The 25,127-nt window shown below is 65.4% G+C and carries 21 protein-coding genes; 13 read left to right on the forward strand and 8 right to left on the reverse strand.

Going from position 1 to position 25,127, the window contains the following annotated elements:
* Window positions 1-73 precede the first annotated feature (73 nt).
* The 5 genes from ABFA30_RS01735 (at window position 74) to ABFA30_RS01755 (ending at window position 7,311) form a co-directional block, all read left to right on the forward strand.
* Entirely contained in the window at window positions 74-2,314 is a 2,241-nt protein-coding gene (locus ABFA30_RS01735; protein ID WP_410045098.1) for a heavy metal translocating P-type ATPase, read from the forward strand.
* Window positions 2,315-2,423: 109 nt separating this feature from the next.
* A complete protein-coding gene (locus ABFA30_RS01740) occupies window positions 2,424-3,293 on the forward strand; it encodes a LysR family transcriptional regulator (protein ID WP_225787593.1) in 870 nt (289 codons plus the stop codon).
* 171 nt (window positions 3,294-3,464) lie between these two features.
* A complete protein-coding gene (locus tag ABFA30_RS01745) occupies window positions 3,465-4,529 on the forward strand; it encodes a putative 2-aminoethylphosphonate ABC transporter ATP-binding protein (protein ID WP_253079846.1) in 1,065 nt (354 codons plus the stop codon).
* 1 nt (window position 4,530) lies between these two features.
* Window positions 4,531-6,255: a putative 2-aminoethylphosphonate ABC transporter permease subunit gene (locus tag ABFA30_RS01750; RefSeq protein ID WP_225787591.1), complete on the forward strand. Its 1,725-nt coding sequence runs from the start codon at window positions 4,531-4,533 to the stop codon at window positions 6,253-6,255.
* Between the two features lie 30 nt (window positions 6,256-6,285).
* Entirely contained in the window at window positions 6,286-7,311 is a 1,026-nt protein-coding gene (locus ABFA30_RS01755; protein WP_410045099.1) for a putative 2-aminoethylphosphonate ABC transporter substrate-binding protein, read from the forward strand.
* Window positions 7,312-7,382: 71 nt separating this feature from the next.
* Here the strand turns inward: ABFA30_RS01755 and ABFA30_RS01760 are convergent, their stop codons facing one another.
* The gene (locus ABFA30_RS01760) at window positions 7,383-8,747 is read right to left on the reverse strand and encodes a GTPase/DUF3482 domain-containing protein (protein ID WP_225787589.1); all 1,365 of its coding nucleotides are present in this window, start codon (window positions 8,745-8,747) and stop codon (window positions 7,383-7,385) included.
* Window positions 8,740-10,131: a DUF2868 domain-containing protein gene (locus tag ABFA30_RS01765; protein ID WP_225787588.1), complete on the reverse strand. Its 1,392-nt coding sequence runs from the start codon at window positions 10,129-10,131 to the stop codon at window positions 8,740-8,742. The genes ABFA30_RS01760 and ABFA30_RS01765 overlap by 8 nt, the downstream gene beginning before the upstream one ends.
* Before the next feature lie 53 nt (window positions 10,132-10,184).
* Between ABFA30_RS01765 and ABFA30_RS01770 the strand changes: the two genes are divergently transcribed.
* Window positions 10,185-10,703: a dihydrofolate reductase gene (locus ABFA30_RS01770; RefSeq protein ID WP_225787587.1), complete on the forward strand. Its 519-nt coding sequence runs from the start codon at window positions 10,185-10,187 to the stop codon at window positions 10,701-10,703.
* A gap of 32 nt (window positions 10,704-10,735) precedes the next feature.
* On the opposite strand, the gene ABFA30_RS01775 is transcribed toward ABFA30_RS01770, so the two are convergent.
* On the reverse strand, window positions 10,736-12,127 hold the full coding sequence (locus tag ABFA30_RS01775) for an L-cystine transporter (RefSeq protein ID WP_225787586.1): 1,392 nt from the start codon (window positions 12,125-12,127) through the stop codon (window positions 10,736-10,738).
* A gap of 244 nt (window positions 12,128-12,371) precedes the next feature.
* On the opposite strand from ABFA30_RS01775, the gene ABFA30_RS01780 reads away from it, so the two are divergent.
* The 4 genes from ABFA30_RS01780 (at window position 12,372) to ABFA30_RS01795 (ending at window position 15,840) form a co-directional block, all read left to right on the forward strand.
* Entirely contained in the window at window positions 12,372-13,424 is a 1,053-nt protein-coding gene (locus tag ABFA30_RS01780; RefSeq protein WP_225787585.1) for a haloacid dehalogenase-like hydrolase, read from the forward strand.
* A 105-nt stretch (window positions 13,425-13,529) separates the two neighbouring features.
* Window positions 13,530-14,108, forward strand: a complete 579-nt coding sequence (locus tag ABFA30_RS01785; protein ID WP_225787584.1) for a DarT ssDNA thymidine ADP-ribosyltransferase family protein — start codon at window positions 13,530-13,532, stop codon at window positions 14,106-14,108.
* Window positions 14,105-14,746 carry a DUF4433 domain-containing protein gene (locus ABFA30_RS01790; protein WP_225787583.1) on the forward strand — a complete coding sequence of 214 codons (642 nt, stop codon included), beginning with the start codon at window positions 14,105-14,107 and terminating at the stop codon, window positions 14,744-14,746. The genes ABFA30_RS01785 and ABFA30_RS01790 overlap by 4 nt, the downstream gene beginning before the upstream one ends.
* Window positions 14,746-15,840: a macro domain-containing protein gene (locus ABFA30_RS01795; protein WP_225787582.1), complete on the forward strand. Its 1,095-nt coding sequence runs from the start codon at window positions 14,746-14,748 to the stop codon at window positions 15,838-15,840. Before ABFA30_RS01790 ends, ABFA30_RS01795 begins: the two co-directional genes overlap by 1 nt.
* Before the next feature lie 61 nt (window positions 15,841-15,901).
* On the opposite strand, the gene ilvD is transcribed toward ABFA30_RS01795, so the two are convergent.
* Complete coding sequence (gene ilvD, locus ABFA30_RS01800; RefSeq protein WP_225787581.1) at window positions 15,902-17,743, reverse strand: dihydroxy-acid dehydratase; 1,842 nt, start codon at window positions 17,741-17,743, stop codon at window positions 15,902-15,904.
* 509 nt (window positions 17,744-18,252) lie between these two features.
* On the opposite strand from ilvD, the gene mgtE reads away from it, so the two are divergent.
* A complete protein-coding gene (gene mgtE / locus ABFA30_RS01805) occupies window positions 18,253-19,308 on the forward strand; it encodes a magnesium transporter (protein ID WP_225787580.1) in 1,056 nt (351 codons plus the stop codon).
* Between the two features lie 36 nt (window positions 19,309-19,344).
* On the opposite strand, the gene ABFA30_RS01810 is transcribed toward mgtE, so the two are convergent.
* Window positions 19,345-20,541, reverse strand: a complete 1,197-nt coding sequence (locus ABFA30_RS01810) for a class I SAM-dependent rRNA methyltransferase (RefSeq protein ID WP_225787579.1) — start codon at window positions 20,539-20,541, stop codon at window positions 19,345-19,347.
* A gap of 151 nt (window positions 20,542-20,692) precedes the next feature.
* A complete protein-coding gene (locus ABFA30_RS01815; RefSeq protein WP_225787578.1) occupies window positions 20,693-21,232 on the reverse strand; it encodes a type 1 glutamine amidotransferase domain-containing protein in 540 nt (179 codons plus the stop codon).
* Window positions 21,233-21,424: 192 nt separating this feature from the next.
* On the opposite strand from ABFA30_RS01815, the gene ABFA30_RS01820 reads away from it, so the two are divergent.
* Window positions 21,425-22,243: an HDOD domain-containing protein gene (locus ABFA30_RS01820; protein ID WP_225787716.1), complete on the forward strand. Its 819-nt coding sequence runs from the start codon at window positions 21,425-21,427 to the stop codon at window positions 22,241-22,243.
* Between the two features lie 3 nt (window positions 22,244-22,246).
* Entirely contained in the window at window positions 22,247-23,059 is an 813-nt protein-coding gene (gene mutM, locus ABFA30_RS01825; protein WP_225787577.1) for a bifunctional DNA-formamidopyrimidine glycosylase/DNA-(apurinic or apyrimidinic site) lyase, read from the forward strand.
* Window positions 23,060-23,177: 118 nt separating this feature from the next.
* Here the strand turns inward: mutM and ggt are convergent, their stop codons facing one another.
* Both ggt and ABFA30_RS01835 read right to left on the reverse strand, forming a co-directional pair.
* A complete protein-coding gene (gene ggt, locus ABFA30_RS01830; protein ID WP_225787576.1) occupies window positions 23,178-24,860 on the reverse strand; it encodes a gamma-glutamyltransferase in 1,683 nt (560 codons plus the stop codon).
* Window positions 24,860-25,111 (reverse strand): YfhL family 4Fe-4S dicluster ferredoxin, encoded by a 252-nt coding sequence (locus ABFA30_RS01835; RefSeq protein ID WP_225787575.1) that lies wholly within the window; start codon window positions 25,109-25,111, stop codon window positions 24,860-24,862. Before ABFA30_RS01835 ends, ggt begins: the two co-directional genes overlap by 1 nt.
* Window positions 25,112-25,127: the final 16 nt, after the last annotated feature.

A 25,127-nucleotide genomic window follows, 5' to 3' on the forward strand; every position in this document is an offset into this window, starting at 1 on the left:
CCACGGGTGGGCTTGACCCTATAGTGGCTACAGGGTGTTCACTTGGCAACAGGCTCACCTAAGGATTGAAACCATGAACCAGCCTGTCAGCCACGAACACAAGCATGACCACGGCCAGGAAGGCCATTGCCATGACCATCCTGCGCACAGCTGCTGCGCCGCTGCGCCAGCGCCTGCCCTGGTGCAACTGAGCGAATCGGCCAGCGACAGCGCGCGGCTCAGCCGCTTTCGCATCGAGGCCATGGACTGCCCCACCGAGCAGGGCCTGATCCAGGACACGCTGGGCAAGCTGGCCGGTATCGAGCAACTGGAATTCAACCTGATCAACCGGGTGCTTGGCGTGCGCCATACCCTGGACGGTACCGCTGCGATCGAGCGTGCCATCGACAGCCTGGGCATGCATGCCGAGCCCTTGGCCGACGAGGACGATGGCACCAGCACCGCTCCCCACGCCAGCAAGACCCGGTGGTGGCCGCTGGCCCTGTCCGGCCTGGCGGCGATCATGGCCGAGGTCGTGCATTTCGGCGCATTGGCACCTGAGTGGGTCGTGGCTGCATTGGCGCTGGCGGCGATCCTTGGCTGCGGCCTGGGTACCTACAAGAAGGGCTGGATCGCCCTGAAGAACCGCAACCTCAACATCAATGCGCTGATGAGCATTGCCGTGACGGGTGCGGTGCTGATCGGCCAATGGCCGGAGGCGGCCATGGTGATGGTGCTGTTCACCGTCGCCGAACTGATCGAGGCCCGCTCCCTGGACCGGGCGCGCAATGCCATCAGCGGGCTGATGCAGCTCAGCCCGGACATGGCCACGGTGCGGCAGGCCGATGGCCAGTGGCGTGAGGTCGAGGTGCGCGCGGTGCCCATCGGCGCCCTGGTGCGGGTGCGCCCAGGCGAGCGCATCGGCCTGGACGGCGAGGTGGTCATGGGGCAGTCCAGTGTCGACCAGGCGCCGATCACTGGTGAAAGCCTGCCGGTGGAGAAGGCCCCCGGCGACAAGCTGTTCGCCGGCACCATCAACCAGGCCGGTGCCCTGGAGTACCGTGTCACTGCCGCTGCCGGGCAATCGACCTTGGCGCGGATCATCAAGGCGGTGGAACAGGCCCAGGGCGCCCGGGCGCCGACCCAGCGCTTCGTCGACCGCTTCTCGCGCATCTACACCCCGGCAGTGTTCGCCGTCGCCCTGGCCGTGGCGATCGTCCCGCCGTTGTTCATGGCCGGTGCCTGGTTCGACTGGATCTACCGCGCCCTGGTGCTGCTGGTGGTGGCCTGCCCCTGTGCATTGGTGATCTCCACCCCGGTGACCATCGTCAGCGGCCTGGCTGCCGCGGCGCGCAAAGGCATCCTCATCAAGGGCGGGGTGTACCTGGAGGGTGGGCGCAAGCTGGACTTCCTGGCCCTGGACAAGACCGGCACCCTCACCCACGGCAAGCCGGTGCAGACTGACAGCAACGTGCTCGATCCGCTGTTCGAAGGCCGCGCCCAGGCGCTGGCCGCTAGCCTCGCCACCCGTTCCGACCATCCGGTGTCGGGGGCCATTGCCCAGTATGCGAGGGCGCAAGGCCTGGCCTTCGACGACGTCGGTGAGTTCGCCGCCCTCGCCGGGCGCGGCGTGCGCGGTGAGGTGGACGGTGAGCTGTATCACCTGGGCAACCACCGCCTGGTCGAGGAACTGGGCCTGTGCTCGCCGCAGTTGGAAGCCGAGCTGGACCAGTTGGAGCGCCAGGGCAAGAGCGTGGTCCTGCTGATTGGCCGCACGGGGCCTCTGGCGCTGTTCGCCGTGGCCGACACGGTCAAGGACAGCAGCCGCCAGGCCATCGCCGAGCTGCATGAGCTGGGTATCAGGACTGTCATGCTGACCGGCGACAATCCGCACACGGCCCAGGCCATCGCCGGCCAAGTCGGCATCGACCGCGCTGAAGGCAACCTGCTGCCGGCAGACAAGCTCACGGCCATCGAGGACCTGTACGCCGAGGGACACCGGGTCGGCATGGTGGGCGACGGTATCAACGACGCACCGGCCCTGGCCCGCGCCGAGATCGGTTTCGCCATGGCCGCCGCCGGTACCGACACGGCCATCGAGACCGCCGACGTGGCCTTGATGGACGACGACTTGCGGAAAATCCCGGCGTTCGTCAGGCTGTCGCGCCAAAGCGCGGCGATACTCACCCAGAACATCGTCCTGGCCCTGGGCATCAAGGCGATTTTCCTGGCGATCACCTTTGCCGGCATGGCCACCATGTGGATGGCGGTGTTCGCCGACATGGGCGTGAGCTTGCTGGTGGTGTTCAACGGCTTGCGCCTGTTGCGCAAGTAGCGGCTGCAAGCTTCAAGTTGACCGAGGTGACAGTGAGTTGGATGAATGTGCACGGCCCTGCTTTTACTTGCAGCTTGCCGCTTGAAGCTTGCCGCTGCGGCCCCAAACCATGCTGAGCGCCGAACTCAAGGCTTTCTATATGGTGGCCCGGCTGGGCAGTATCACCCTGGCGGCGAAGAAGCTCGGGCTCAGCCAGCCCACGGTGACCACGCAGATCCGCAACCTGGAGAACCAGTATGCGGTGGAGCTGTTCTACCGTGGCGGGCGGCGGTTGGTGCTGAGCGACGAAGGCGCGCGCCTGCTGCCGATGGTCAAGGCGCTGCTGCAGCAGGAGGCCGATATCGAGTTCGAGTTGCGCAACAGCGGCCAGGCCCAGGGCAGCTTGCGCATCGCCGCCACTGCGCCGTACTACGTCCTCGACCTGGTGAAGATCTTTCGCGAGCGCCTGCCCCAGGTCGAGGTGGCGGTGGAGATCGGCAATTCCCAGCAAGTGCTGGAAATGCTCGAGGACTACCGGGTCGACATCGCCGCCTCGTCGCAACTGGTGGAAGACACCCGGCTGGTGCGTCGGGTGCTGGGCAGCGACCCACTGGTGGTGGCGGTGCACCGCAACCATCCCCTGGCCCATCGCCAGGTGGTTGCCATCGACGCCCTGGCCGGGCATTGCCTGTTGATGCGCGAGCAGGGCTCGACCACACGCAAGCTGACCGAGCGGATGCTTTCGCAAGCCAAGGTGCAGATGGGCGCGCTGCTGGAGATCGGTAGCCGCGAGTCGATCCGCGAGGCGGTGCTGCGCAATATCGGCATCAGCATCATTGCCCGCCACGAGGTGCCGCATAACTCGGAGCTGCGGGTGCTGGAGCTGGAGGATGCGCCGGTGATGCACGAGTACCTGTATTGCCTGAAAGAGCGGCGCCAGGCGCGATTGCCGGCGGCATTCCTGGGGGTGGCGCAGGAGGTGGCGGGGTCGCAGTTCTGATCGTTCTATCGGTGGCGTCTGTCCAAGCGGCTGGCGCTGCCTTGCAGCCCATCGCCGGCAGGGCCAATCCAAAATCCATGAATATCACTATCGGCAGCTTTTGCCTCTCAGCCACATAACCTTCGTATTGCCTCCCTAGCATGGCCTCCATCTCTTCGATGAGGCCCTGTCATGAACAACGCCATCGCAACCCCGGGCGCACAAATGAAAGTGCGCGGTATCCACAAGCGTTTCGGTGCCTTCACGGCGCTGAACGATGTTTCCCTGGACATCGCCGCCGGCGAGCTGGTCTGCCTGCTCGGCCCCTCGGGCTGCGGCAAGACCACCCTGCTGCGCTGCATCGCCGGCCTGGAGCGCCAGGACCGTGGCGAGCTGTACATCGGCGAGCGCAACATCTCCGACCTGCCGCCCCAGGCCCGCGATTATGGCATCCTGTTCCAGTCCTACGCGCTGTTCCCCAACCTCACCGTCGAGGCCAACATCGCCTACGGCCTGACCGGCAGCAGCCGCGACGAGGCCCGCCAGCGCGTGGCCGAGATGCTCGAGCTGGTCGGCCTGTCGGGCAGCGAAAAGAAATACCCCGGCCAGCTCTCCGGCGGCCAGCAACAGCGTGTGGCCCTGGCCCGCGCCCTGGCGCCATCGCCGTCGCTGCTGCTGCTCGACGAGCCGATGTCGGCCCTCGATGCGCGGGTCCGTGAGCACCTGTGCACCGAGCTGCGCCAACTGCAGCGGCAGTTGGGCATCACCACCCTGATGGTCACCCACAACCAGGACGAAGCCATGCTCATGGCCGACCGCATCGCCGTGATGAACAACGGCCAGGTCGAGCAGTACGCCACGCCCCAGGAAATCTACGACCAGCCGGCCACGCCATTCGTTGCCGAGTTCGTCGGCCAGGGCAACTGGTTGCCGTTCCAGCGCAGCAGTGACAGCCATGCCCAGGTCGGTGGCATGAGCATGCGCCTGGCGTCCGGGGCGGTGCGCGCCAGCAGTGGCCGGCTGTTCTGCCGTCCGGAGGCGATCACGGTCAACCCGCCGGTGCATGAGGAAAACCTGTTCCCGGCCATGGTCCGCGAGATCACCTTCCTCGGTAACCGTTGCCGCATGAGCTTCGAGCTCAAGGCCCTGCCGGGTCATGCCCTGCTCGCCGAGCTGGCGCCGGAAGCCATGCCGCGCCTGGGTTCCCAGGATATCTGGGTGGCCCTGCCGCCGCGCAGCCTGCAGGTCTTTGCCTGAGATGGCCGCGCCAATGTCCGTATCGATCGCCCAGGCCAGGGCCGTGCCACGCAGTGGTGTCGCCCTGGGGGACCGTCTCTTCGTCGTCGGCGGCAAGAGCCTGCTGCTGGTTTTGCTCATCCTCGCCGTGCTGATGCCCTTGCTGGCGATCTTCTGGCGCGGTTTCAGTGGCGACGCCGGCCAGGGTGGCGGCCTGCTGGCTGCCCGCGAGCTGTTCGCCAGCGCGAATTTCCACTGGTTGCTAGGCAACAGCCTGAGCGTGGCCTTCAGCGTCGCGGCCATCGTCGTGCCGCTGGCCTACCTGTTCGCCTATGCCTTGCAGCGTACCCTGATCCCAGCCAAGGGCCTGTGGCGGGGCATTTCCCTGCTGCCGCTGCTGGCGCCGTCGATGCTGCCGGCGATCGCCCTGGTGTACCTGTTCGGCAACCAGGGCCTGTTGCGCGGTTTGCTCAGCGACAACATCTATGGCTTCTGGGGCATCGTCCTCGGCGAGGCCATCTACACCTTCCCGCATGCCCTGATGATCCTGCTCTCGGCACTGTCGCTGGCCGATGCCCGTCTGTTCGATGCCGCGTCGAGCATGGGCGCCGGCCCCTGGCGGGCGTTTCGCAGCATCACCTGGCCGGCCACGCGCCAGGCGGTGTTCGCTGCCTTCTGTCTGGTGTTCACCTTGACCATCACCGACTTCGGCGTGCCGGTCGTGGTGGGGGGCGACTACCAGGTTCTGGCGCTGGAAGCTTACAAGGCTGTAGTCGGCCAGCAGCAGTTCGGCCGTGGCGCGCTGATCGGCATGGTCCTGTTGGTGCCGGCACTGCTGAGCTTCGCCGTCGACGCCTGGCTGCGCCGCCGTCAGGGCGAGGCCATGAGCGGCCGCGCCCAGGTGTTCCAGCCCAAGCCGTCGCGTCGCCGCGATGCCTGCTTCCTGGCCATCGTGCTGCTGGTCTGCGCAGTGCTGCTGCTGGTCGTCGGTATGGCGGTGTACTCCTCGCTGGTCAAGTTCTGGCCCTACAACCTGTCGCTGTCGCTCAAGCACTACATGTTCGAGGACACCGCCGGCGGCGGCTGGCTGGCCTACCGCAACAGCGTGACCATGGCCCTGGGCACGGCGCTGGTCGGCAGCATCGTGATCTTCACCTGCGCCTACCTGATGGAGAAGACCCAGGGCCAGCGCTTGCTCAACCAGGCCTTGCGCCTGCTGAGCTTCATCCCCATGGCGGTACCGGGGTTGGTCCTGGGCCTGGGCTACGTGTTCTTCTTCAACCTCAGCGGCAACCCGTTGCACGTGTTCTACGGTGGCATGACCTTGCTGGTGGTATGCACCATCGCCCACTACCTGACCACCGCGCAGATGACCGCGACCACCGCCCTGCGCCAGCTCGACGGCGAGTTCGAGGCTGCCGCGCTGTCGCTCAAGGCGCCGCTGTACCGGCACTTCCTGCGGGTCACCGTGCCGATCTGCCTGCCGGCGCTGCTGGACATCGTCCGCTACCTGTTCGTCTCGGCGATGACCACGGTATCGGCGGCGATCTTCCTGTACAGCCCCGACACCATCCTCGCCGCCGTCGCCGTGCTGAACATGGACGACGCCGGCAACGTGGGCGGCGCCGCCGCCATGTCGACCCTGATCCTGTTGACCAGCGCGGCCGCCTCGCTGCTGCTGGCCGGTGCTTCCCGCGGCCTGTTGCGCCGCTCCCAGGCCTGGCGCCAGCGCGCCGCCGACCACTGACTGACTGCCAACCCTGTAAGGAACCGCACCATGTTCAAGCCCCTGGTACTTGCCGCTGCCGTATCCGCCGTGTTCAGCCTGCAGGCTTCGGCCGCCGAGACCCAACTGACCGTCTATACCGCCCTGGAAGCCGAGCAGCTCAAGAGCTACAAGCAGGCCTTCGAGAAGGCCAACCCGGACATCGAGATCAAGTGGGTGCGCGACTCCACCGGCATCATCACCGCCAAGCTGCTGGCCGAGAAGGATCGCCCGCAGGCCGACGCGGTGTGGGGCCTGGCCGCCTCCAGCCTGGCCATCCTCGACCAGAACGGCATGCTCGAAGCCTATGCGCCGAAGGACCTGGCGAAGATCGGCGAACACTACCGTGATGCGGCCAATCCGCCGGCTTGGGTCGGCATGGACGTGTGGGCCGCGACCATCTGCTTCAACACCATCGAGGCCGAGAAGCAGGGCCTGAGCAAGCCGGTGAGCTGGCAGGACCTGACCAAGCCTGAATACAAGGGCAAGATCGTCATGCCCAACCCGGCCTCGTCCGGTACTGGCTTCCTGGATGTCAGCGCCTGGTTGCAGACCTTCGGCGAGCCCCAGGGCTGGGCCTACATGGACGCTTTGCACCAGAACATCGGCCAGTACGTCCACTCCGGTTCCAAACCGTGCAAGCTGGCGGCTGCGGGTGAGTTCCCGATCGGCATCTCCTTCGAATACCCGGCCGTGCAGCTCAAGCGCCAGGGCGCACCGCTGGACATCGTCCTGCCCAAGGAGGGCCTGGGCTGGGAGATCGAGGCGACCGCGGTGATCAAGGGCACGCCCAAGGCCGAGGCCGCCAGGCGCCTGGCCGACTTCTCCGCGAGCCCCGCTGCCATGGAGTTGTACAAGGAAAACTTCGCCGTGCTCGCCGCGCCGGGTATCGCCAAGCCGCAGACCGAATTGCCGGCGGACTACGAGCAGCGCCTGATCAAGAACGACTTCAACTGGGCCTCGCAGAACCGTGACCAGATCCTGGCCGAGTGGAGCAAACGCTATGACGGCAAGTCGGAGAAGGTTGCCCAGCAGTAAGTGTCTTCAGTTGTCATCTGGGGCTGCAAAGCAGCCCCAATACCGCTTGGCTGACTGGCCTGGGGGCTTGTTTAGAGTTCTGCCACCAAGGCTTCGAGCTGCTCCTGACGTTCTGCCTGGTTGATCCGCGCCCCGGCATTGAGCGACGACCATTGCGGATGCGCCCGCGCCCGTTTCAGCGCCTCGGGCAGCTTGCCTTCGCGCCAGGTCTTCTCATCCAGCTCGCCCAGGCGCACCCTGTCCTGTGCGGCATGCCCGCGATTATCCAATGCTGCCATCAACTGCTGTTGGCGCAACGCCAGCAAACGCAGTACCGCGTCGTCCACGGTCAGCTCGCGCTGGCCCTTCAGCTTGCCCATCAACCTGGCGCCATAGTTGCGCGCGGTTTGTAGCGCACCACCGGCGATGGCGCCTGCCAGCGCCGCAGCGCCGAGGGTCAGCCCGCCCACCAGCAGATCGACCCCCGCCCCGGCAGCGGCACCGGCCGCGACCCCGCTACCCAGGCGCACGCCAAGCAGTTTCAGTGTCTCGGGGTTGAACAGGTCGTCGCCCCAGCGCCCGTCCAGCAGCGGCAGGTCGCCAGCGTTGGCGTCGTCGTGGCGGAAGGCGTACAGCTTGAGCAGCGCCTCGACGCAACGTTGCTCGCGCTGGCGCACCTCCTGGCGCAAGGCTTCGATGGCCTTGGCTTCGGCGGCTGGCTCGGCCTCGACGCTGCGTCGGCAGGCGGCGCAGTCGAGCAGCAGCTCGGCGATCAGGCGCTTGCCGCTTTGCTGGCGGGCCTGGCGCTGGGCCTGCTGGTCGTCGATCAGCCGCTGCAGGGCAGGGCGGGCGTCTTCGAGCAGCAGGGCGAGGCTTTCGTACAAGCGCCGCTCGCCATCTTCCGGCGGGGCCACGCTGTCGAACCGCACCAGTGCATGCAGGCCCAGGCGGGCCAGGGCCTCGCGCCATTGCGGCTCGCGGTGCTGGCTGCTGGCGACGAAGTTGAGCACCGGCAGCAACGGCTTGCCGCAGCCGGCCAGCACTTCCAGTTCGTCACGGTACTTGGCCAGCACCGGTTCGCGGGCGTCGATCACATAGAGCCCGGCATCGCTGGACAGCAACTGGCGCAGCACCTTGGCCTCCTGCTCGAAACGCTGGCGCGCCTCGCTGCCCTGGAGAAAGCGCTCCAGCCGGGCCGGGCCATCCAGGCGTTCGCCGGGGCGTTCCAGACGTTCCAGGTAGTCGAGCAGGGCGATGGCATCCTCCAGGCCCGGCGTATCGTACAGTTCCAGCAAGGGCTCGCCGTCCACCGACAGGCGTGCCCCTTCCACGTGGCGGGTGGTGCTGGGGCGATGAGAGACCTCGCCGAAGCCGACATCGCGGGTCAGGGTGCGTAGCAGGGAGGTCTTGCCGACGTTGGTGTGGCCGACCACGGCCAGTTTCAGCGGCTCAGTCATGGCCATGCTCCAGCCAGGTCAGCGGCGAGGTGTCGGCGTGCGGCAGGCCGAGGCGGTCCAGGGCGTCGTGCCAGTCGCCCAGGCGGGCGGCATCCAGCGCCTGGCCCGGCAATGCCTGGAGCAGCCAGATGCGGGTGGCACCGGCGTTGCGCGCCAGTTCGGCGAGCAGCGCCAGGCTGCCGCGGTCCGGCGAACGGCGGGGGTCGCAGGCGATGGCCAGGCGCGCCGGGGGGAAGCGGCTCAATTGCTCCAGCAGCTTGTGGCGCGACTCGCGGCTGTCCAGTACACCGGCATCCATCACCGCCTTCGGCAGGGCCGGAGGCCAGGGGCGCTGGTCGTCCAGCTCCAGGCCCACCAGCAACGCCCCGCCGTGCTGTGCATCCACCTGGCCGGATTCGAAATGCGGCAGGGTAGCCGGGGCGGCATCTTGCACGCCAAGCCGTTCGCTGCTGGGCATCAGGGCGTCGCGCAGTTGGCTGTAGCCGGGCAGGCTCAGGTCCAGGGCCAGGCGCGCTCGGCCCTGGCGCCAGCGCCACAGGCACATGGCTGCCAGCAACAGGCGCGGCAGCAGGCCGTAGACCAGCACCACGCCGAGCAGCCAGCTGGCCCAGGCCTGGCGCGCCAGGTCGAGTGCGGGAAGGGTATCGCCGCTGGCGCGGATCATGGCTTCGTCAGGCACGGCGAAACCGAGCAGCGAGGGCAGGGCGCCGAGGGCCTGGGTCAGGGTGATGAAGGGTTCGGCAGCGAGCAGGGTGGTCTCCCAGACGAAGCCATAGCGGCGGGCGGCCAGCAGCGCCAGGAGCATGCCCAGCGCCGCGGCCATCGCCAGCGACCACAGGCCATGCACCAGCAGGCCGAGCAGCCAGCGGTTCAGGCGCTGGCGCTGCAGCATCACCAGCAATGCCGGGGCCAGGTGCGCAGCCTTGGCGTCGCGGGCGAAGCGTTCGCTCAGCCATAGCCACAGGCGTCCGAGGCTGGCGCCGTGTTCGCCGCTCAAGGCGAAGCCGATTGCCCAGCCCAGCAGCATCAGCAGGTTCAGCCCGAGCAGGCTGCCCAGGGCCCAGAACACGTTCACCGAGCGCTGGCCGTCGCCCAGGGCGGCGAGGCCCAGGCCGGCGCCGCTGAGCACGGCCAGCACCAGCAGGGCCAGCAGCGCCAGGCGCGCGCCCTGCTTCCAGTGGTGCAGGGCGGCGGTCATGCCGTCGCGTTCGGCCAGCCACAGGGCGCGGGTTTCGATACGCGCCGCCAGTTCGCCGCCCTGCTGTCGGGCGCGGCGGTTGGCCTCCTGGTCCTCGAGGGGGCCGGCGTGCTCCTCGCGCAGGCGCACCGCTTCGGTGAGCCAGCGTTTGTCGAATGGGGTCGGTGCAGTCACAAGGTCTTCCATTGCACAAGTCAGGGCAAAGCATAACCCAGGCGACGAGTGCTATCCTCGCCCCCATGAATACATCACTTCCCCTCAGCCTGATCGCGGCCCTCGCCGAGAACCGCGTGATCGGCATCGACAACTCCATGCCCTGGCACCTGCCAGGGGATTTCAAGTACTTCAAGGCCACTACCTTGGGCAAGCCGATCATCATGGGGCGCAAGACCTGGGATTCGCTGGGCCGGCCATTGCCGGGCCGCCTGAACCTCGTGGTCAGCCGCCAGCCGGGCCTTGCGCTTGCGGGGGCCGAGGTCTTCGCTTCGCTGGAGCAGGCGCTGGTGCGTGCCGAGCAGTGGGCCCGGGAGCAGGGTGTCGACGAGCTGATGCTGATCGGTGGGGCGCAGTTGTATGGGCAGGCGCTGGAGAAAGGGCTGGTCAGCCGTATGTACCTGACCCGCGTGGAGCTGTCGCCGGAGGGGGATGCCTGGTTCCCGGAGTTCGACCAGGCGCAGTGGGCGTTGACGTCGAGTGTGCCGCAGGCGGGCGAGGGTGAGGGGCCTGCGTATCGCTTCGAGGTCTGGGACAAGGTTTGAGACTGTTGGGGCCGCGCAGCGGCCCCAGGCGCTCAGGAGTGGCTCAGCTCGGCATGCTGGTCATCGGCCAGCACCTCTTTGTCGGTCTCTTTCAGCAACTGGCTGGTCACCACGCCCGCGGTCATCGAGCCGTTGACGTTCAGCGCGGTGCGGCCCATGTCGATCAGTGGCTCGACCGAGATCAGCAACGCCACCAGTTCCACCGGCAGGCCCATGGCCGGCAGCACGATCAGCGCGGCGAAGGTCGCACCACCGCCCACGCCGGCGACGCCCGCCGAGCTCAGGGTGACGATGGCCACCAGGGTAGCGATCCACAGCGGGTCGAAGGTGTCGATGCCCACCGCCGGGGCCACCATCACCGCCAGCATGGCCGGATACAGGCCGGCGCAGCCGTTCTGGCCGATGGTCGCGCCGAACGAGGCGCTGAAGCTGGCGATGGACTGCGGCACGCCCAGGCGGCGGGTCTGCGCCTCGATGTTCAGCGGGATGCTGGCGGCGCTGGAGCGGCTGGTGAAGGCGAAAGTCAGCACCGGCCAGACCTTGCGCAGGAAGCGCAGCGGGCTGACGCCGGAGATCGTCAGGATCACCCCGTGAACCACGAACATCAGCCCCAGGCCGAGGTACGACACCACCACGAAGCTGCCCAGCTTGAGGATGTCCTCCAGGTTGGAGCTGGCCACCACCTTGGCCATCAGCGCGAGCACGCCGTAAGGGGTGAGTTTCATCACCAGGCGTACCAGGCGCATCACCCAGGCCTGCAAGGTGTCGATGGCCGCCAGGGCGCGCCCGCCCTTGTCGCTGTCGTCCTTGATCAACTGCAGCGCGGCCAGGCCCAGGAACACGGCGAAGATCACCACGCTGATGATCGAGGTCGGCTTGGCCCGCGCAAGGTCGCCGACAGGGTTGCTGGGGATGAACGACAGCAGCAGTTGTGGCACGTTGAGGTCGGCGACCTTGCCCGCGTAGTCGCTCTGGATCGCCTGCAGGCGCGCGGTTTCCTGGGCTCCGGCCACCAGCCCTTCGGCGCTCAGGCCGAACAGGTTGGTCAGGGCGATGCCGATCAGCGCGGCGATGGCGGTGGTCAGCAGCAGGATACCGATGCTCAGCACGCTGATCCGCCCGAGGGACGAGGCGTTGTGCAGGCGCGCCACGGCACTGAGGATCGAGGCGAACACCAGCGGTATGACGATCATCTGCAGCAGGCCCACGTAGCCGTTGCCGACCAGGTCGAGCCAGCCGATGGTGGCCTTGAGCACCGGGTGGCCGGCGCCATAGAACGTGTGCAGGGCCAGGCCGAACAGCACGCCCAGGCCAAGGCCCAGCAGGACTTTCTTCGCCAGGCTCCAGTCGGTACGGCGGGTTTGCGCCAGGCCCAGCAGCAAAGCCAGGAACACCAGCAGGTTGAGTGACAGCGGCAGGTTCATTGAAGCTCCAGGATAAAGCAGAAAGGGCGTCGCCTCTGGTGAGCGATTGCGAACATAAATGCTAACAGTCTGAAAACAAACGAATTTATATCCAAATGGAATTTGGATAGTCGTAAATGGAATAACACCTTGTCGTTCCTGGCAATGAACACGGCGTTTGCAGCTGCGTGGAGGTCGTTGTCAGGGGGGCGATGGCAGGGTTGTTTGGCTAGCGTTCCAAGGCCACTTTTCAGGAGATTCGCACATGATCGCTCCGAAAGTCCTCGCCGGCGGCCTGGCCTTGGCGCTCAGCTTCACTACCTGGGCCGTCGAGCTCAAGCATTGGCCGCAGGATGCCGCCAGGCAGCTCGACCAGATGATCGCGGCCAATGCCAACCAGGGCAACTACGCCGTCTTCGACATGGACAACACCAGCTATCGCTTCGACCTGGAAGAAGCCTTGCTGCCCTTCATGGAGAACAAAGGGCTGATCAGCCGCGACACGCTCGACCCCTCCCTGAAGCTGATCCCGTTCAAGGACACTGCCGAGCACAAGGAAAGCCTGTTCAGCTATTACTACCGTTTGTGCGAGATCGATGACATGGTCTGCTACCCCTGGGTGGCCCAGGTGTTCTCCGGCTTCAGCCTCAAGGCGCTGAAGGCCCAGGTCGATGAACTGATGGCGTCCGGCAAGCCCGTCCCCGCCACCTATTACGACGGTGAGCAGGTCAAGCGCATGGAGGTGCCGCCGCCCAAGGTGTTCACTGGGCAGACCGAGCTGTTCAACAAGCTGATGGAGAATGGCATCGACGTCTATGTGATCTCCGCTGCGTCGGAGGAGCTGGTACGCATGGTCGCCTCCGACCCCAGGTATGGCTACAACGTGAAGCCCGAGAACGTCATCGGCGTCAGCCTGCTGCTCAAGGACCCCGCCACCGGTCAGTTGACCACCGCGCGCAAGCAGATCAGCGAAGGCCGCTACGATCCCAAGGCCAACCAGGACCTGGAGCTGACCCCTTACCTATGGACCCCGGCCACCTGGATGGCTGGCAAGCAGGCGGCCATCCTCACCTACATCGACGAGTGGAAGAAGCCGGTGCTGGTGGGAGGCGATACGCCGACCAGCGATGGCTACATGCAGTTTCATGGTGTCGACGTGGGCAAGGGTGGCATCCACCTGTGGATAAACCGCAAGGCCAAGTACATGGCGCAGATGAACGGGATGATCGCCAAGCAGGCCGCGGCCCAGGCGAAGGAAGGAGTGCCGGTGACGGCGGACAAGAACTGGGTGATCGTGACGCCGGAGCAGATCCAGTAGGGTTGTTTCAGATGAAAACTGAGCGACAGCTACGACCGCTGGCAGAAGTGGATCCAATGGCTATGGTTGATAGCTACTGGCTACCATTTCTGCGTGAGGTCATCAGTGGCTATTCGAGATCAGCAATTCATTTATCACCTGACCAGTGTCCACAATGTGCCTTCAATCATGCAGCGAGGGCTGATCCCTAGAGCTCAGCTGAATGGAGATTTCGCGGATATCGCTGATCCTGAGATCATTGAAGGGCGGTGTAGTGAGGCTCTGGAACAGTTTGTGCCATTTCACTGGTTTGCCAGGAACCCCTTTGATGGCAGGGTGCATCAGGACAGACCAGATGAGAGCTTTGTGCTGATTGCAGTGGAAAGATCTTTAGCGCGTCGGTGCAATTGGTGGGTGATTCCACGGCATCCACTGGCGGGTGGGGCTTTCGAGTTACTCGACTACGAGAGGGGGTTCGCGGCGATAGATTGGGATATGATGGATCGCCGAGATTACCGTGACCCACTTTGCAAACACGTCTGCATGGCGGAATGTCTATCTCCTGGGCCCGTGCCCGCAGCGCAGTTTGCAAAGATCTATACCCCATCGGCAGAGATCGAGCGAACCGTGCTTCAAGCGGCGCGGCAGTCGGGGTATAGCCGCCTGTGGGTTGACTCGAATCCGAATATGTTTCCACCTCGATGATCTATACCAGCCTCAACCCCTCCAAAGCGCTCATTTGGCGAATTGTCCATCGCGACAATCTTCCTTGGCTTTTGGATAACGGTTTGCACTCGGTTTCTTCCGGGAGGCTTTCCAGCGCCTACGTCGGTATCGGTAATCCAGATCTGATCAGCAAGCGGGCGCAGCGCTATGTGCCCATCGAGCCACGAGGTACATTGGCCGACTACGTACCGTTCTATTTCACCCCGTTTTCGGTGATGATGAAGAACATCCATTCGGGCTGGAGCGTACAGCAGCGCCGGAACGAAGAGATCGTGATCTTGGTCTCAAGCCTGTACCATGCGCGATCTCTTGGCCTGCGCTTCGTCTTCACCGACGCCCATGCCTACCCGCATTGGGCAGGCTACTACAGCGAGCTGCAGCATCTGGACAAGATCGATTGGGGGATCCTGCAGCGCAGGGACTTTAAGCGCGATCCTGACGATCCAAGAAAAATGGAGCGCTACCAGGCTGAGGCCTTGATCCACAGGCATGTTCCGACAGCTGGTCTTTTGGGTATTGTCTGCTACAACGAAGCTTTGAAACGTCGTGTTGACATGGAGGTTCAGCAGCGTCAGCTGAACCTTCCCGTGCATGCTCGACCCGGGTGGTACTTCTGATGATCCGCTTTACACAAGGTAACCTGCTGGAGGCGAAGGCTGAAGCGCTGGTTAACACAGTCAACACCGTAGGGGTGATGGGAAAAGGCATTGCGTTGATGTTCAAGGAACGCTTTGCCGAGAACTATCGCCTGTACGCGGCTGCCTGCAAAGCGGACGAGGTGGTCACCGGGAAGATGTTCGTCACCGAGGTCCGAGAATTGGAAGGGCCGCGATGGATCGTGAACTTCCCAACCAAACGGCATTGGCGCTCTCCCTCACAGATCGCCTGGATCATCGAAGGCCTGCACGATCTGCGCAGATTCGTTATCGAGAACAAGGTGATTTCCATCGCCATTCCTCCCTTGGGTGCAGGTAATGGAGGATTACCTTGGGCGTCCGTACGTGAGCAGATCGAAGCGATCCTGGGGGATCTGGAGGCGGATGTCCTGGTTTTCGAACCCACGGGCAAGTATCAGAACGTCTCCAAGCGCAGCGGTGTAGAAAAGCTGACGCCGGCCCGGGCGCTGATTGCGGAGCTTGTGCGCCGCTACTGGGTTCTCGGTATGGAGTGCAGTTTGCTAGAGATCCAGAAGTTGGCCTGGTTCCTTGAGCGTTCGATAGAGCGGTTCACGCCTGAGGATAATCCTCTGGATCTGAAGTTTTCTGCCCATAAGTACGGTCCTTATGCCAACCGGCTTGAGCACCTGCTGGACAATCTGGATGGGAGCTATCTCCATTGCGGCAAGCGCATCAGCGATGCGGGGCCGATGGACGTCATCTGGTTCGACGAAGGCCGAAAGGCTTTTGTCCAGGCGTACCTGAACAGTGAGGCCAAAGCATATCTGCCAGCCCTGGAGTTCACTACCAGCCTGATTGACGGTTTCGAATCGCCTTTCGGCATGGAGCTTCTCGCCACCGTGGATTGGCTACTGCATCGAGATGGTATTGAGCCGGATGTGTCCTCGATTCGCCGAGGATTGAAAGCCTGGTCCGGGGGGGCAGGTGCTGCAGCCCGAAAAAGCAAACTGTTCGACGACGAATCCCTCAGCATCGCCTTGAATAAGCTGTCTGTATTCAGGACGAGTCCAATCCCTGTCAGTGCAGTAAATTAGTCGTTCACTCTCAAGAATAAAAACCGGCGCACAGGGCGCCGGTTTTTATTTGCCGCGAGCCTTACAGCCCTTCGAGCATCGCCTTGTTGCGCACCGCGCCCTTGTCGGCGCTGGTGGCCAGCAGGGCGTAGGCCTTCAGGGCGGTGCTGACCTTGCGTGGGCGGGCTTCGGCCGGTTTCCAGCCTTTCTTGTCCTGCTCCACACGGCGAGCGGCCAGTTCCTCGTCGCTGACCAGCAGGTTGATCGAGCGGTTGGGGATGTCGATGAGGATCTTGTCGCCATCGCGCACCAGGCCGATGGCACCGCCTGCGGCGGCTTCCGGCGAGGCGTGGCCGATCGACAGGCCCGAGGTGCCGCCGGAGAAGCGGCCATCGGTGAGCAGGGCGCAAGCCTTGCCCAGGCCCTTGGACTTCAGGTACGAGGTCGGGTAGAGCATCTCCTGCATGCCTGGGCCGCCTTTCGGGCCTTCGTAGCGGATGATGACCACGTCGCCGGCTTTCACTTCGTCGGCGAGGATGCCGCGCACGGCGCTGTCCTGGCTCTCGAAGATCTTCGCGCTGCCCTCGAACACCAGGATCGACTCGTCGACACCGGCGGTCTTCACCACGCAGCCATCCTGCGCGATGTTGCCGTACAGCACGGCCAGGCCACCCTCTTGCGAGTAGGCGTGCTCGACGCTACGGATGCAGCCTTCGGCGCGGTCCAGGTCCAGGCTCGGCCAGCGGGTCGACTGGCTGAAGGCGGTCTGGGTCGGGATACCGGCGGGGCCGGCCTTGAAGAAGGTGTGCACCGCCTCGTCATCGGTCTGGGTAATGTCCCACTTGGCGATGGCTTCCTCCATGCTGCGGCTGTGCACGGTCGGCAGGTCGGTGTGCAGCAGGCCGCCACGGGCCAGCGAACCGAGGATGCTGAAGATGCCGCCAGCGCGGTGGACGTCCTCCATGTGGTACTTCTGGATGTTCGGCGCCACCTTGCACAGCTGTGGCACTTTGCGCGACAGGCGATCGATGTCGCGCAGGTCGAAGTCCACCTCGGCTTCCTGGGCCGCAGCCAGCAGGTGCAGGATGGTGTTGGTCGAACCACCCATGGCGATGTCGAGCATCATGGCGTTCTCGAACGCCTTGAAGTTGGCGATACTGCGCGGCAGGACCGAGGTGTCGTTCTCGCCGTAGTAGCGCTTGCACAGCTCGACGATGGTGCGCCCGGCGCTGAGGAACAGTTGTTCGCGGTCGGCGTGGGTGGCCAGGGTCGAACCGTTGCCTGGCAGGGCCAGGCCAAGGGCTTCGGTCAGGCAGTTCATCGAGTTGGCGGTGAACATGCCGGAGCACGAACCACAGGTCGGGCACGCGCTGCGCTCGTACTCGGCGACCTTCTCGTCGCTGGCGGACGAGTCGGCGGCGATGACCATGGCGTCGACCAGGTCCAGGCCGTGGTTGGCCAGCTTGGTCTTGCCGGCTTCCATCGGGCCGCCGGAGACGAAGATCACCGGAATGTTCAGGCGCAGGGCGGCCATCAGCATGCCGGGGGTGATCTTGTCGCAGTTGGAGATGCACACGATGGCGTCGGCGCAGTGGGCGTTGACCATGTATTCCACGGCGTCAGCGATGATCTCGCGGCTCGGCAGCGAATAGAGCATGCCGTCGTGGCCCATGGCGATGCCGTCGTCGACCGCGATGGTGTTGAATTCCTTGGCCACGCCACCGGCGCGCTCGATCTCGCGGGCCACCAGTTGGCCCAGGTCCTTCAGGTGCACATGCCCTGGGACGAACTGGGTGAACGAGTTGGCGATGGCGATGATCGGTTTCTTGAAGTCTTCGTCCTTCATCCCGGTGGCGCGCCAGAGGGCACGGGCACCGGCCATGTTGCGGCCCTGGGTGGAAGTCTTGGAACGGTAAGCAGGCATGAAGCACTCCTGGCGGCTGAATCAGGTCACAAAAAGGGGAGTGAGCTTCTCTTGTCCTTTGCGCCGAGGCCGGTTGCCACTGGCACGGATGAGGTCGAAGACAGCGCGGGATCGCCGCGTGCTCGACCAGAGCTCATAAACCCGCCGGGGATGTCTGGCGATGAATAGGCCGATTCTACACCGCTGGCGCGGCGAGGGAATGGCGATGTGGATGGCCGGCGGCCATCTGGGACGGGGTTCGGCGATGATTTCATCTGACAGACGCTCTGTAGGAGGCTTCCCAAATGTAGCCAGAAGGCCTTTTCGCCACTGACGCGCCGGTGCGCCTGGCCTATCATCCCCGCGCCGCATGTGCGGCTTCACGAGACACGACCTCAATGGACCTTCCCAGTTTCAGTTCGTCACGAACCTGCAACCTGGCACTGAGTGCGCCGTCGCCAGGGCTACCGAAGGCTTGAGCCGGCAAGGCTGAGGTCTGCGGGCGCCTGGGTCGGCGCCTGGAGAACCTTATGCACTGCACATCCGATACCCTCGCTTCGCCATTCGACCCGCGCCAGGCCGCCCAGGCCCGTCGCGATGGCCTCCTGCAACAGGGCCGCTATCTCGAGGGCACCGCCGGCGCCCTGATGACCGGCGAATACTCGAGTCTCGACCGCGGCCTGAGCGCCAGCCAGGCCATCGACATGCTGCGCCGAGAGGCCGCCGATGCCGAGACCATCTACCAGGCCTACGTCCTCGACGGGCAACGCAACCTGCTGGGTACCCTGTCCCTGCGCGAGCTGATCCTGGCCGCACCTGACCAGCCGATCGAGCGGATCATGGTGCGCGATGTCATTTGCGTCGGCACGTCCACTGGCCAGGAAGAGGTGGCCCGCCTGGTCCGCGAACACGACCTGCTGGCCGTGCCGGTGCTCGACGAGGCTGGCCGGCTGGTGGGCATCGTCACCTGCGACGATGCCATCGACGTGGTGGTCGAGGAGGCCACCGAGGATTTCCACAAGGGCGCGCTGATCACCAACCACGTCGGCAACCTCAAGGAGGCCACCATTGGCCTGCTGTACCGCAAGCGTGTGCTGTGGCTGGTGCTGCTGGTGTTCGGCAACCTGTTCTCCGGGGCGGGCATCGCCGCGTTCGAGGAGACCATCGCCGCGCATATCGCCCTGGTGTTCTTCCTGCCCCTGCTGGTGGACAGTGGCGGCAATGCCGGCGCCCAGTCGGCGACGCTGATGGTCCGTGGCCTGGCCACGGGCGAGGTGGTGTTACGCGACTGGCTGCGCATGCTGACCCGCGAATGCGCGGTGGCGCTGGCCCTGGGCGGCACCATGGCGATCGCCGTGGCGTCGCTGGGCATGCTGCGGGGCGGGCCGGAGATCGCCGTGATCGTCGCCAGCAGCATGTTGGTGATCGTGCTCATCGGCAGCCTGATCGGCATGAGCCTGCCGTTCATGCTCAGCCGCCTGAAGCTCGATCCGGCCACTGCTAGTGGGCCGCTGGTGACCTCGATCGCCGATGCGGCGGGGGTACTGGTGTACTTCGGGATCGCTTCGCAGGTGCTGGGTCTGTGATGCGACCTGGGGCCGCGAGGCGGCCCCAGGTGACGGTCAGCTGTTGGGCAGCAGTCGGCAGGTGATGCTCTTGATGTAGCGGGTTTCGGCGATCGCCGGGTGCACCGGGTGGTCCGGCCCCTGGCCGCCGCGCTCAAGCAGTTGCAGGTTGCGGTCCAGGTGACGGGCGCTGGTCAGCAGGATGCTGTGCAGGTCGTCTTCCGGCAGGTGCATCGAGCACGAGGCACTGACCAGGATGCCGTCCTTGGTGAGCATGCGCATGGCCTGCTCGTTCAGGCGACGGTAGGCTGCCTCGCCGTTCTTCAGGTCTTTCTTGCGTTTGATGAAGGCGGGCGGGTCGGCGATGATCACATCGAAACGTTCCTCGGCGGCCTTCAGTTCGCGCAGGGCCTCGAACACGTCACCTTCGATGCAGGTCAGCTTTTCGCCGATGCCATTGAGCGTGGCATTGCGCTCCACGCCGTCGAGTGCGAAAGCGGAGGCATCGACGCAGAACACTTCGCTGGCACCGAACGCGCCGGCCTGTACGCCCCAGCCACCGATGTAGCTGAACAGGTCCAGTACACGCTTGCCCTTGACGTAGGGCGCCAGGCGCGCGCGGTTCATGCGGTGGTCGTAGAACCAGCCGGTCTTCTGGCCGTCGCGCACCGGGGCTTCGAACTTCACGCCGTTCTCTTCCAGCGGCACCCAGTCGGGCACTTCGCCGTAGACGGTTTCGACGTAACGCCCCAGGCCTTCGGCATCGCGGGCGGCGGAGTCGTTCTTGAACAGGATGCCGCTGGGCTTGAGCACCTGGACCAGGGCGGCGATCACCTCGTCCTTGTGCTGCTCCATGGTGGCCGAGGCCAGTTGTACCACGAGGATGTCGAAGAAGCGGTCGACCACCAGGCCTGGCAGCAGGTCCGAGTCGCCGTAGACCAGGCGGTAGCAAGGCTTGTCGAACAGGCGCTCGCGCAAGGACAGGGCGACGTTCAGGCGGTGCACCAGCAGCGACTTGTCCAGCGGCAGCTTGGCATCGCGCGACAGCAGGCGGGCGCAGATCAGGTTGTTGGGGCTCACCGCCACCACGCCCAGGGGTTTGCCGTTGGCGGCCTCGAGGATCGCCTGCTGGCCGGCACGCAGGCCTTGCAGCGGGGTCGCGGCGACGTCGACTTCATTGCTGTAGACCCACAGGTGGCCGGCGCGCAGGCGGCGGTCGGCATTGGCTTTGAGGCGAAGGCTGGGCAGGGACATGACGTCGCTCCGGGAAAAAGAGCGGGATTATAGCGCGTTGGACATAGGGCCGGGGCGGTTGACGATAAAGCGTGGATCGGGTTCCGGGGGGCTGGTCCGGCCTGTTTACGGCGGTTCGGCGCCCCGAACCGCCGCGAATGGGCTGCCGGTTTCACCTCGCCAGCGCCCTGACCAACTGTTCGTTGAAGGCCGGGATGTCGTCCGGCTTGCGGCTGGTGATCAGGTTACCGTCCACCACCACTTCCTCGTCGACCCAGTTGCCGCCCGCGTTGCGGATATCGTCCTGCAGGGTCTTGTAGCTGGTCATCCGGCGTCCCTGGGCCAGTCCGCTGGACACCAGCAGCCAGGCGCCGTGGCAGATGACCGCCAGGGGCTTGCTGGCCGAGTCATGGCTCTTGACCAATTTTTGCGCGGCCGGAATCACTCGAATGGTGTCGGAATTTTGCACGCCGCCAGGTAGCACCAGGGCGTCGTACAGGTCGAGGCTGGCACTTTCGAAGGTGGCGTCGACCGGGAACGTGTCTGCCGGTTTGTCATGGTTCCAGCCACGCACGGTGCCTTCCTTGTCGCTCAGGATATCCACCACCGCACCGTGCCGCTCCAGGGTTTCGCGGGGGCCGGTGAGCTCCACCTGCTCGAAACCGTCGGTGACCAGGAAGGCCACGCGCTTGCCGTTCAGTTCTGCGCTCATGGGGTTGTGCTCCTTTTCTGGATGGGCCTGAGAAGGAGGCTGGCGGGGCTGTGGCAAAGTTCCTGGAAAAGGTGCCAGTGGTTGGTACGCCGATGGGATCCAGGGTTAGAATTCGCCGTCCTTTCCGAGTGTGTGTCCATGCCCCAGGAACTCAGCCCCGAACAGATCCAGCAAGCCTTGCAAGGCATCACCATCCCGCCGCAACCGCAGATCATGGTCGACCTGCAGTTCGAGCAATACATGCCCGACCCGGACCTGGAGACCATCGCCAAGCTGATCGCCCAGGACCCCGGCCTGTCCGGTGCCTTGCTCAAGCTGGTGAACTCGCCGCACTTCGGCCTTGCCAACAAGATCGGCTCGATCCAGCGTGCGGTGAACCTGCTGGGCAGCCGTTCGATCATCAACCTGATCAACGCCCAGTCGATCAAGGGCGAGATGAGCGACGAGACCATCGTCACCCTCAACCGCTTCTGGGACACCGCCCAGGACGTGGCCATGACTTGTCTGACCCTGGCCAAGCGCACCGGGCTCCAGGCGGTGGACGAGGCCTACACCCTGGGCCTGTTCCACGACTGCGGCGTGCCGCTGATGCTCAAGCGTTTCCCCGACTACATGCAGGTGCTGGAGGAGGCCTATGCCAATGCCGGCGAGGACCGGCGCGTGGTGGATACCGAGAACCGTGCCTTCAACACCAATCATTCGGTGGTCGGCTACTTCACTGCCAAGTCCTGGCGCCTGCCGGAGCACCTGAGCGCGGCCATCGCCAACCACCACAATGCCCTGGCGGTGTTCCGCGACGAGTCGTCGCGCAATACCCAGACCCAACTGAAGAACCTGCTGGCGGTGCTGAAGATGGCCGAGCACATCTGTGCCTCCTACCGGGTGCTGGGCAACCAGGGCGTTGACCATGAGTGGAACGTGGTCGGCCCGCTGGTGCTGGACTACATCGGCCTTTCGGAGTACGACTTCGAGAACCTCAAACAGACCATTCGCGAACTGGGTGGGCACTGATCCATGCCGGAATTGCCAGAAGTCGAGACTACGCGGCGCGGTATCGCGCCTTACCTGGAAGGCCAGCGGGTCAGCCGCGTGGTGGTCCGTGACGGGCGCCTGCGCTGGCCGATCCCGGAGGACCTGGACGTGCGCCTGTCGGGGCAGCGCATCGTCACGGTGCAGCGGCGTGCCAAGTACCTGCTGCTCAATGCCGAGGTCGGCACCCTGATCAGCCACTTGGGCATGTCGGGCAACCTGCGCCTGGTGGAGCTGGGCTTGCCTGCTGCCAGGCACGAGCATGTGGATATCGAGCTGGAGTCGGGCCTGGCCCTGCGCTACACCGACCCGCGCCGTTTCGGCGCCATGCTCTGGAGCCTCGATCCGCTCAACCACGAACTGCTGGTGCGCCTGGGGCCGGAGCCGCTGACCGACCTGTTCGACGGCGAGCGCCTGTTCCAGCTTTCCCGGGGGCGGGCCATGGCGGTCAAGCCGTTCATCATGGACAACGCCGTGGTGGTGGGGGTGGGCAACATCTACGCCACCGAAGCGCTGTTCGCCGCGGGCATCGACCCGCGCCGCGAGGCCGGCGGCATTTCCCGAGCCCGCTACCTGAAGCTGGCGATCGAGATCAAGCGGGTGCTGGCGGCGGCCATCGAACAGGGCGGCACCACGCTGCGCGATTTCGTGGGGGGCGATGGGAAACCGGGGTATTTCCAGCAGGAACTGTTCGTCTATGGCCGGGGCGGCCAGCCGTGCAAGGTCTGTGGCACCACCCTGCGTGAAGTGAAGCTGGGGCAGCGGGCGAGCGTCTACTGCCCGCGTTGCCAGCGCTGACATCCCTCTTGGGGCTGCTTTGCAGCCCATCGCCTTTGGCGTTGACCTCAAGAGCAGCGCGCCCCTTGTGGGAGCGGGCTTGCCCGCGATAGGGCCGCAAAGCGGCCCCTCTCGCAGGCTATTCGAATACCATGGCCTCGCCGACCCCACGCGGATCGCTCGCGGCCTCCAGTGTGCCGGCAGCCTTGTCCCAGTACAGCACCTGCTGGTTGCCATAGGTGCGCCCCAGGTCTTTCAGGCGGTAGCCGCGTGCCTGCAACTGCTCCTTCTGCGCCTGGCTGAAGGTCCCTGGTTCGTGTTCGAGCACATCCGGCAGGTACTGGTGATGGTAGCGGGGCATGGCCGGCCACTCGGCCACCGGGCGACCTTCGAGATAACCCAGCATCGACAGCAGCACCATGCTCGGGATGCGGCTGCCGCCCGGCGTGCCGAAGCTGGCGAACTGCTCCGGGCTTTCGATGAAGCTCGGGCTCATGCTCGACAACGGCCGCTTGCCCGCCGCCACCGCATTGGCCTGGCTGCCGGCCAGGCCATAGCTGTTGCTGCCGCCAGGGTCGGCGGCGAAGTCGTCCATCTCGTTGTTCAACACCACACCCGTGCCCGGCACGCTGAAGGCTGCGCCAAACGGCAGGTTGACCGAGAGCGTGGCCGACACGGCATTGCCCAGGGCATCGATCACCGCGAAATGCGTGGTGTGGTCGCCTTCGCGCCAGGCGCTGGCCGGTGGCAGGGTACTGCTGGGCGTGGCCTGGTGGACATCGATGCTGTCGGCCAGACCTGTCAGGTAGCCACGGGCCAACAGGCGGTCGATGGGGTTGGCGACGTAGTCCGGGTCGCCGAGCGAGCCACGGTCGCGGTACGCGCGGCGCAGCGTTTCGACCACGTAGTGGCTGCGCTGGACCGGCTCGGCCTGCTGCCACGGCAGGCGCTGGAGCATGGCCAGGCTCTGGGCCACGGCCACGCCGCCGGCCGAGGGGGGCGGGCTGCTGATCAGCTCGCGGCGCTCGGCCAGTGCGAAGCGCAGCGGTTCGCGCCAGGCGGTGTGGTAGCTGGCGAGGTCGTCGAGGGTCCAGATCCCGCCTGCCTGGCGTACACCATCGACCAGTTGACGCGCCAGGGGGCCACGGTAGAAGCCATCGCGACCGTGATCGGCCAGGCGTTGCAGGGTGTCGGCCAGCTCCGGCTGACGGATCACCGTGCCAAGGGCTGGCACCTGGCTGTCGCTCAGGAACAGCCGCGCGCTTTCCGGGTTGTCGCGCAGGGCAGACAGGCGCATGGTCGCGCGGTCGCGATAGATGCGATCGACGGCGAACCCCTGGTTCGCCAGGCGGATGGCCGGGGCCAGGCTGTCCTTGAGGGGGAGTTGGCCGTGGGCCTGCGCAAGGTCGGCCAGGGCCTGGGGCAGGCCGGGGATGGCGGCGGCCAGCGGTCCGTTGATCGACAGGTTGGGCAGGGGCTTGCCGTCTTTGAGGTACATGCCTGGCGTCGCTGCGCCAGGGGCGCGCTCGCGGGCGTCGAGAAAGGCATAGCGTGGTGTGTCGCCGGCTTCGCGGAGCAGGAAGAAACCACCGCCGCCGAGCCCGGAGCCATAGGGCTCGACCACCGCCAGCGCGGCGCTGATGGCAATGGCCGCGTCGAAGGCGTTACCACCTTGCGCGAGGATCTGCCGGGCAGCTGCGGTAGCCTCGCCATGGGGGCTGGCGATGGCGGCGCGACCGGGCCCGTCGGCCAGGGCGGCGCTGGCCAGCAGCGCCAGGAGCGTGCCGAGGCATACGCTGCGAAACGCGGCGACGAGTGGCATTAGGCCTTGCCGGTGATCCGGCGGTACTTGGCCATCAGTTCGTCGTGGGTCTCCGGGTGGGCTTCATCCAGGGGGATGCAGTCGACCGGGCAGACCTGCTGGCACTGGGGCTCGTCATAGTGGCCCACGCACTGGGTGCACAGGTTCGGGTCGATCACGTAGATCTCTTCGCCCTGGGAGATGGCGGCGTTCGGGCACTCGGGTTCGCAGACGTCGCAGTTGATGCAATCGTCGGTGATGATCAGGGACATGGGGACTCCGGCCGGG

The organism is Pseudomonas sp. HLMP (assembly GCF_046365545.1).
GTDB lineage: Bacteria > Pseudomonadota > Gammaproteobacteria > Pseudomonadales > Pseudomonadaceae > Aquipseudomonas > Aquipseudomonas guariconensis_B.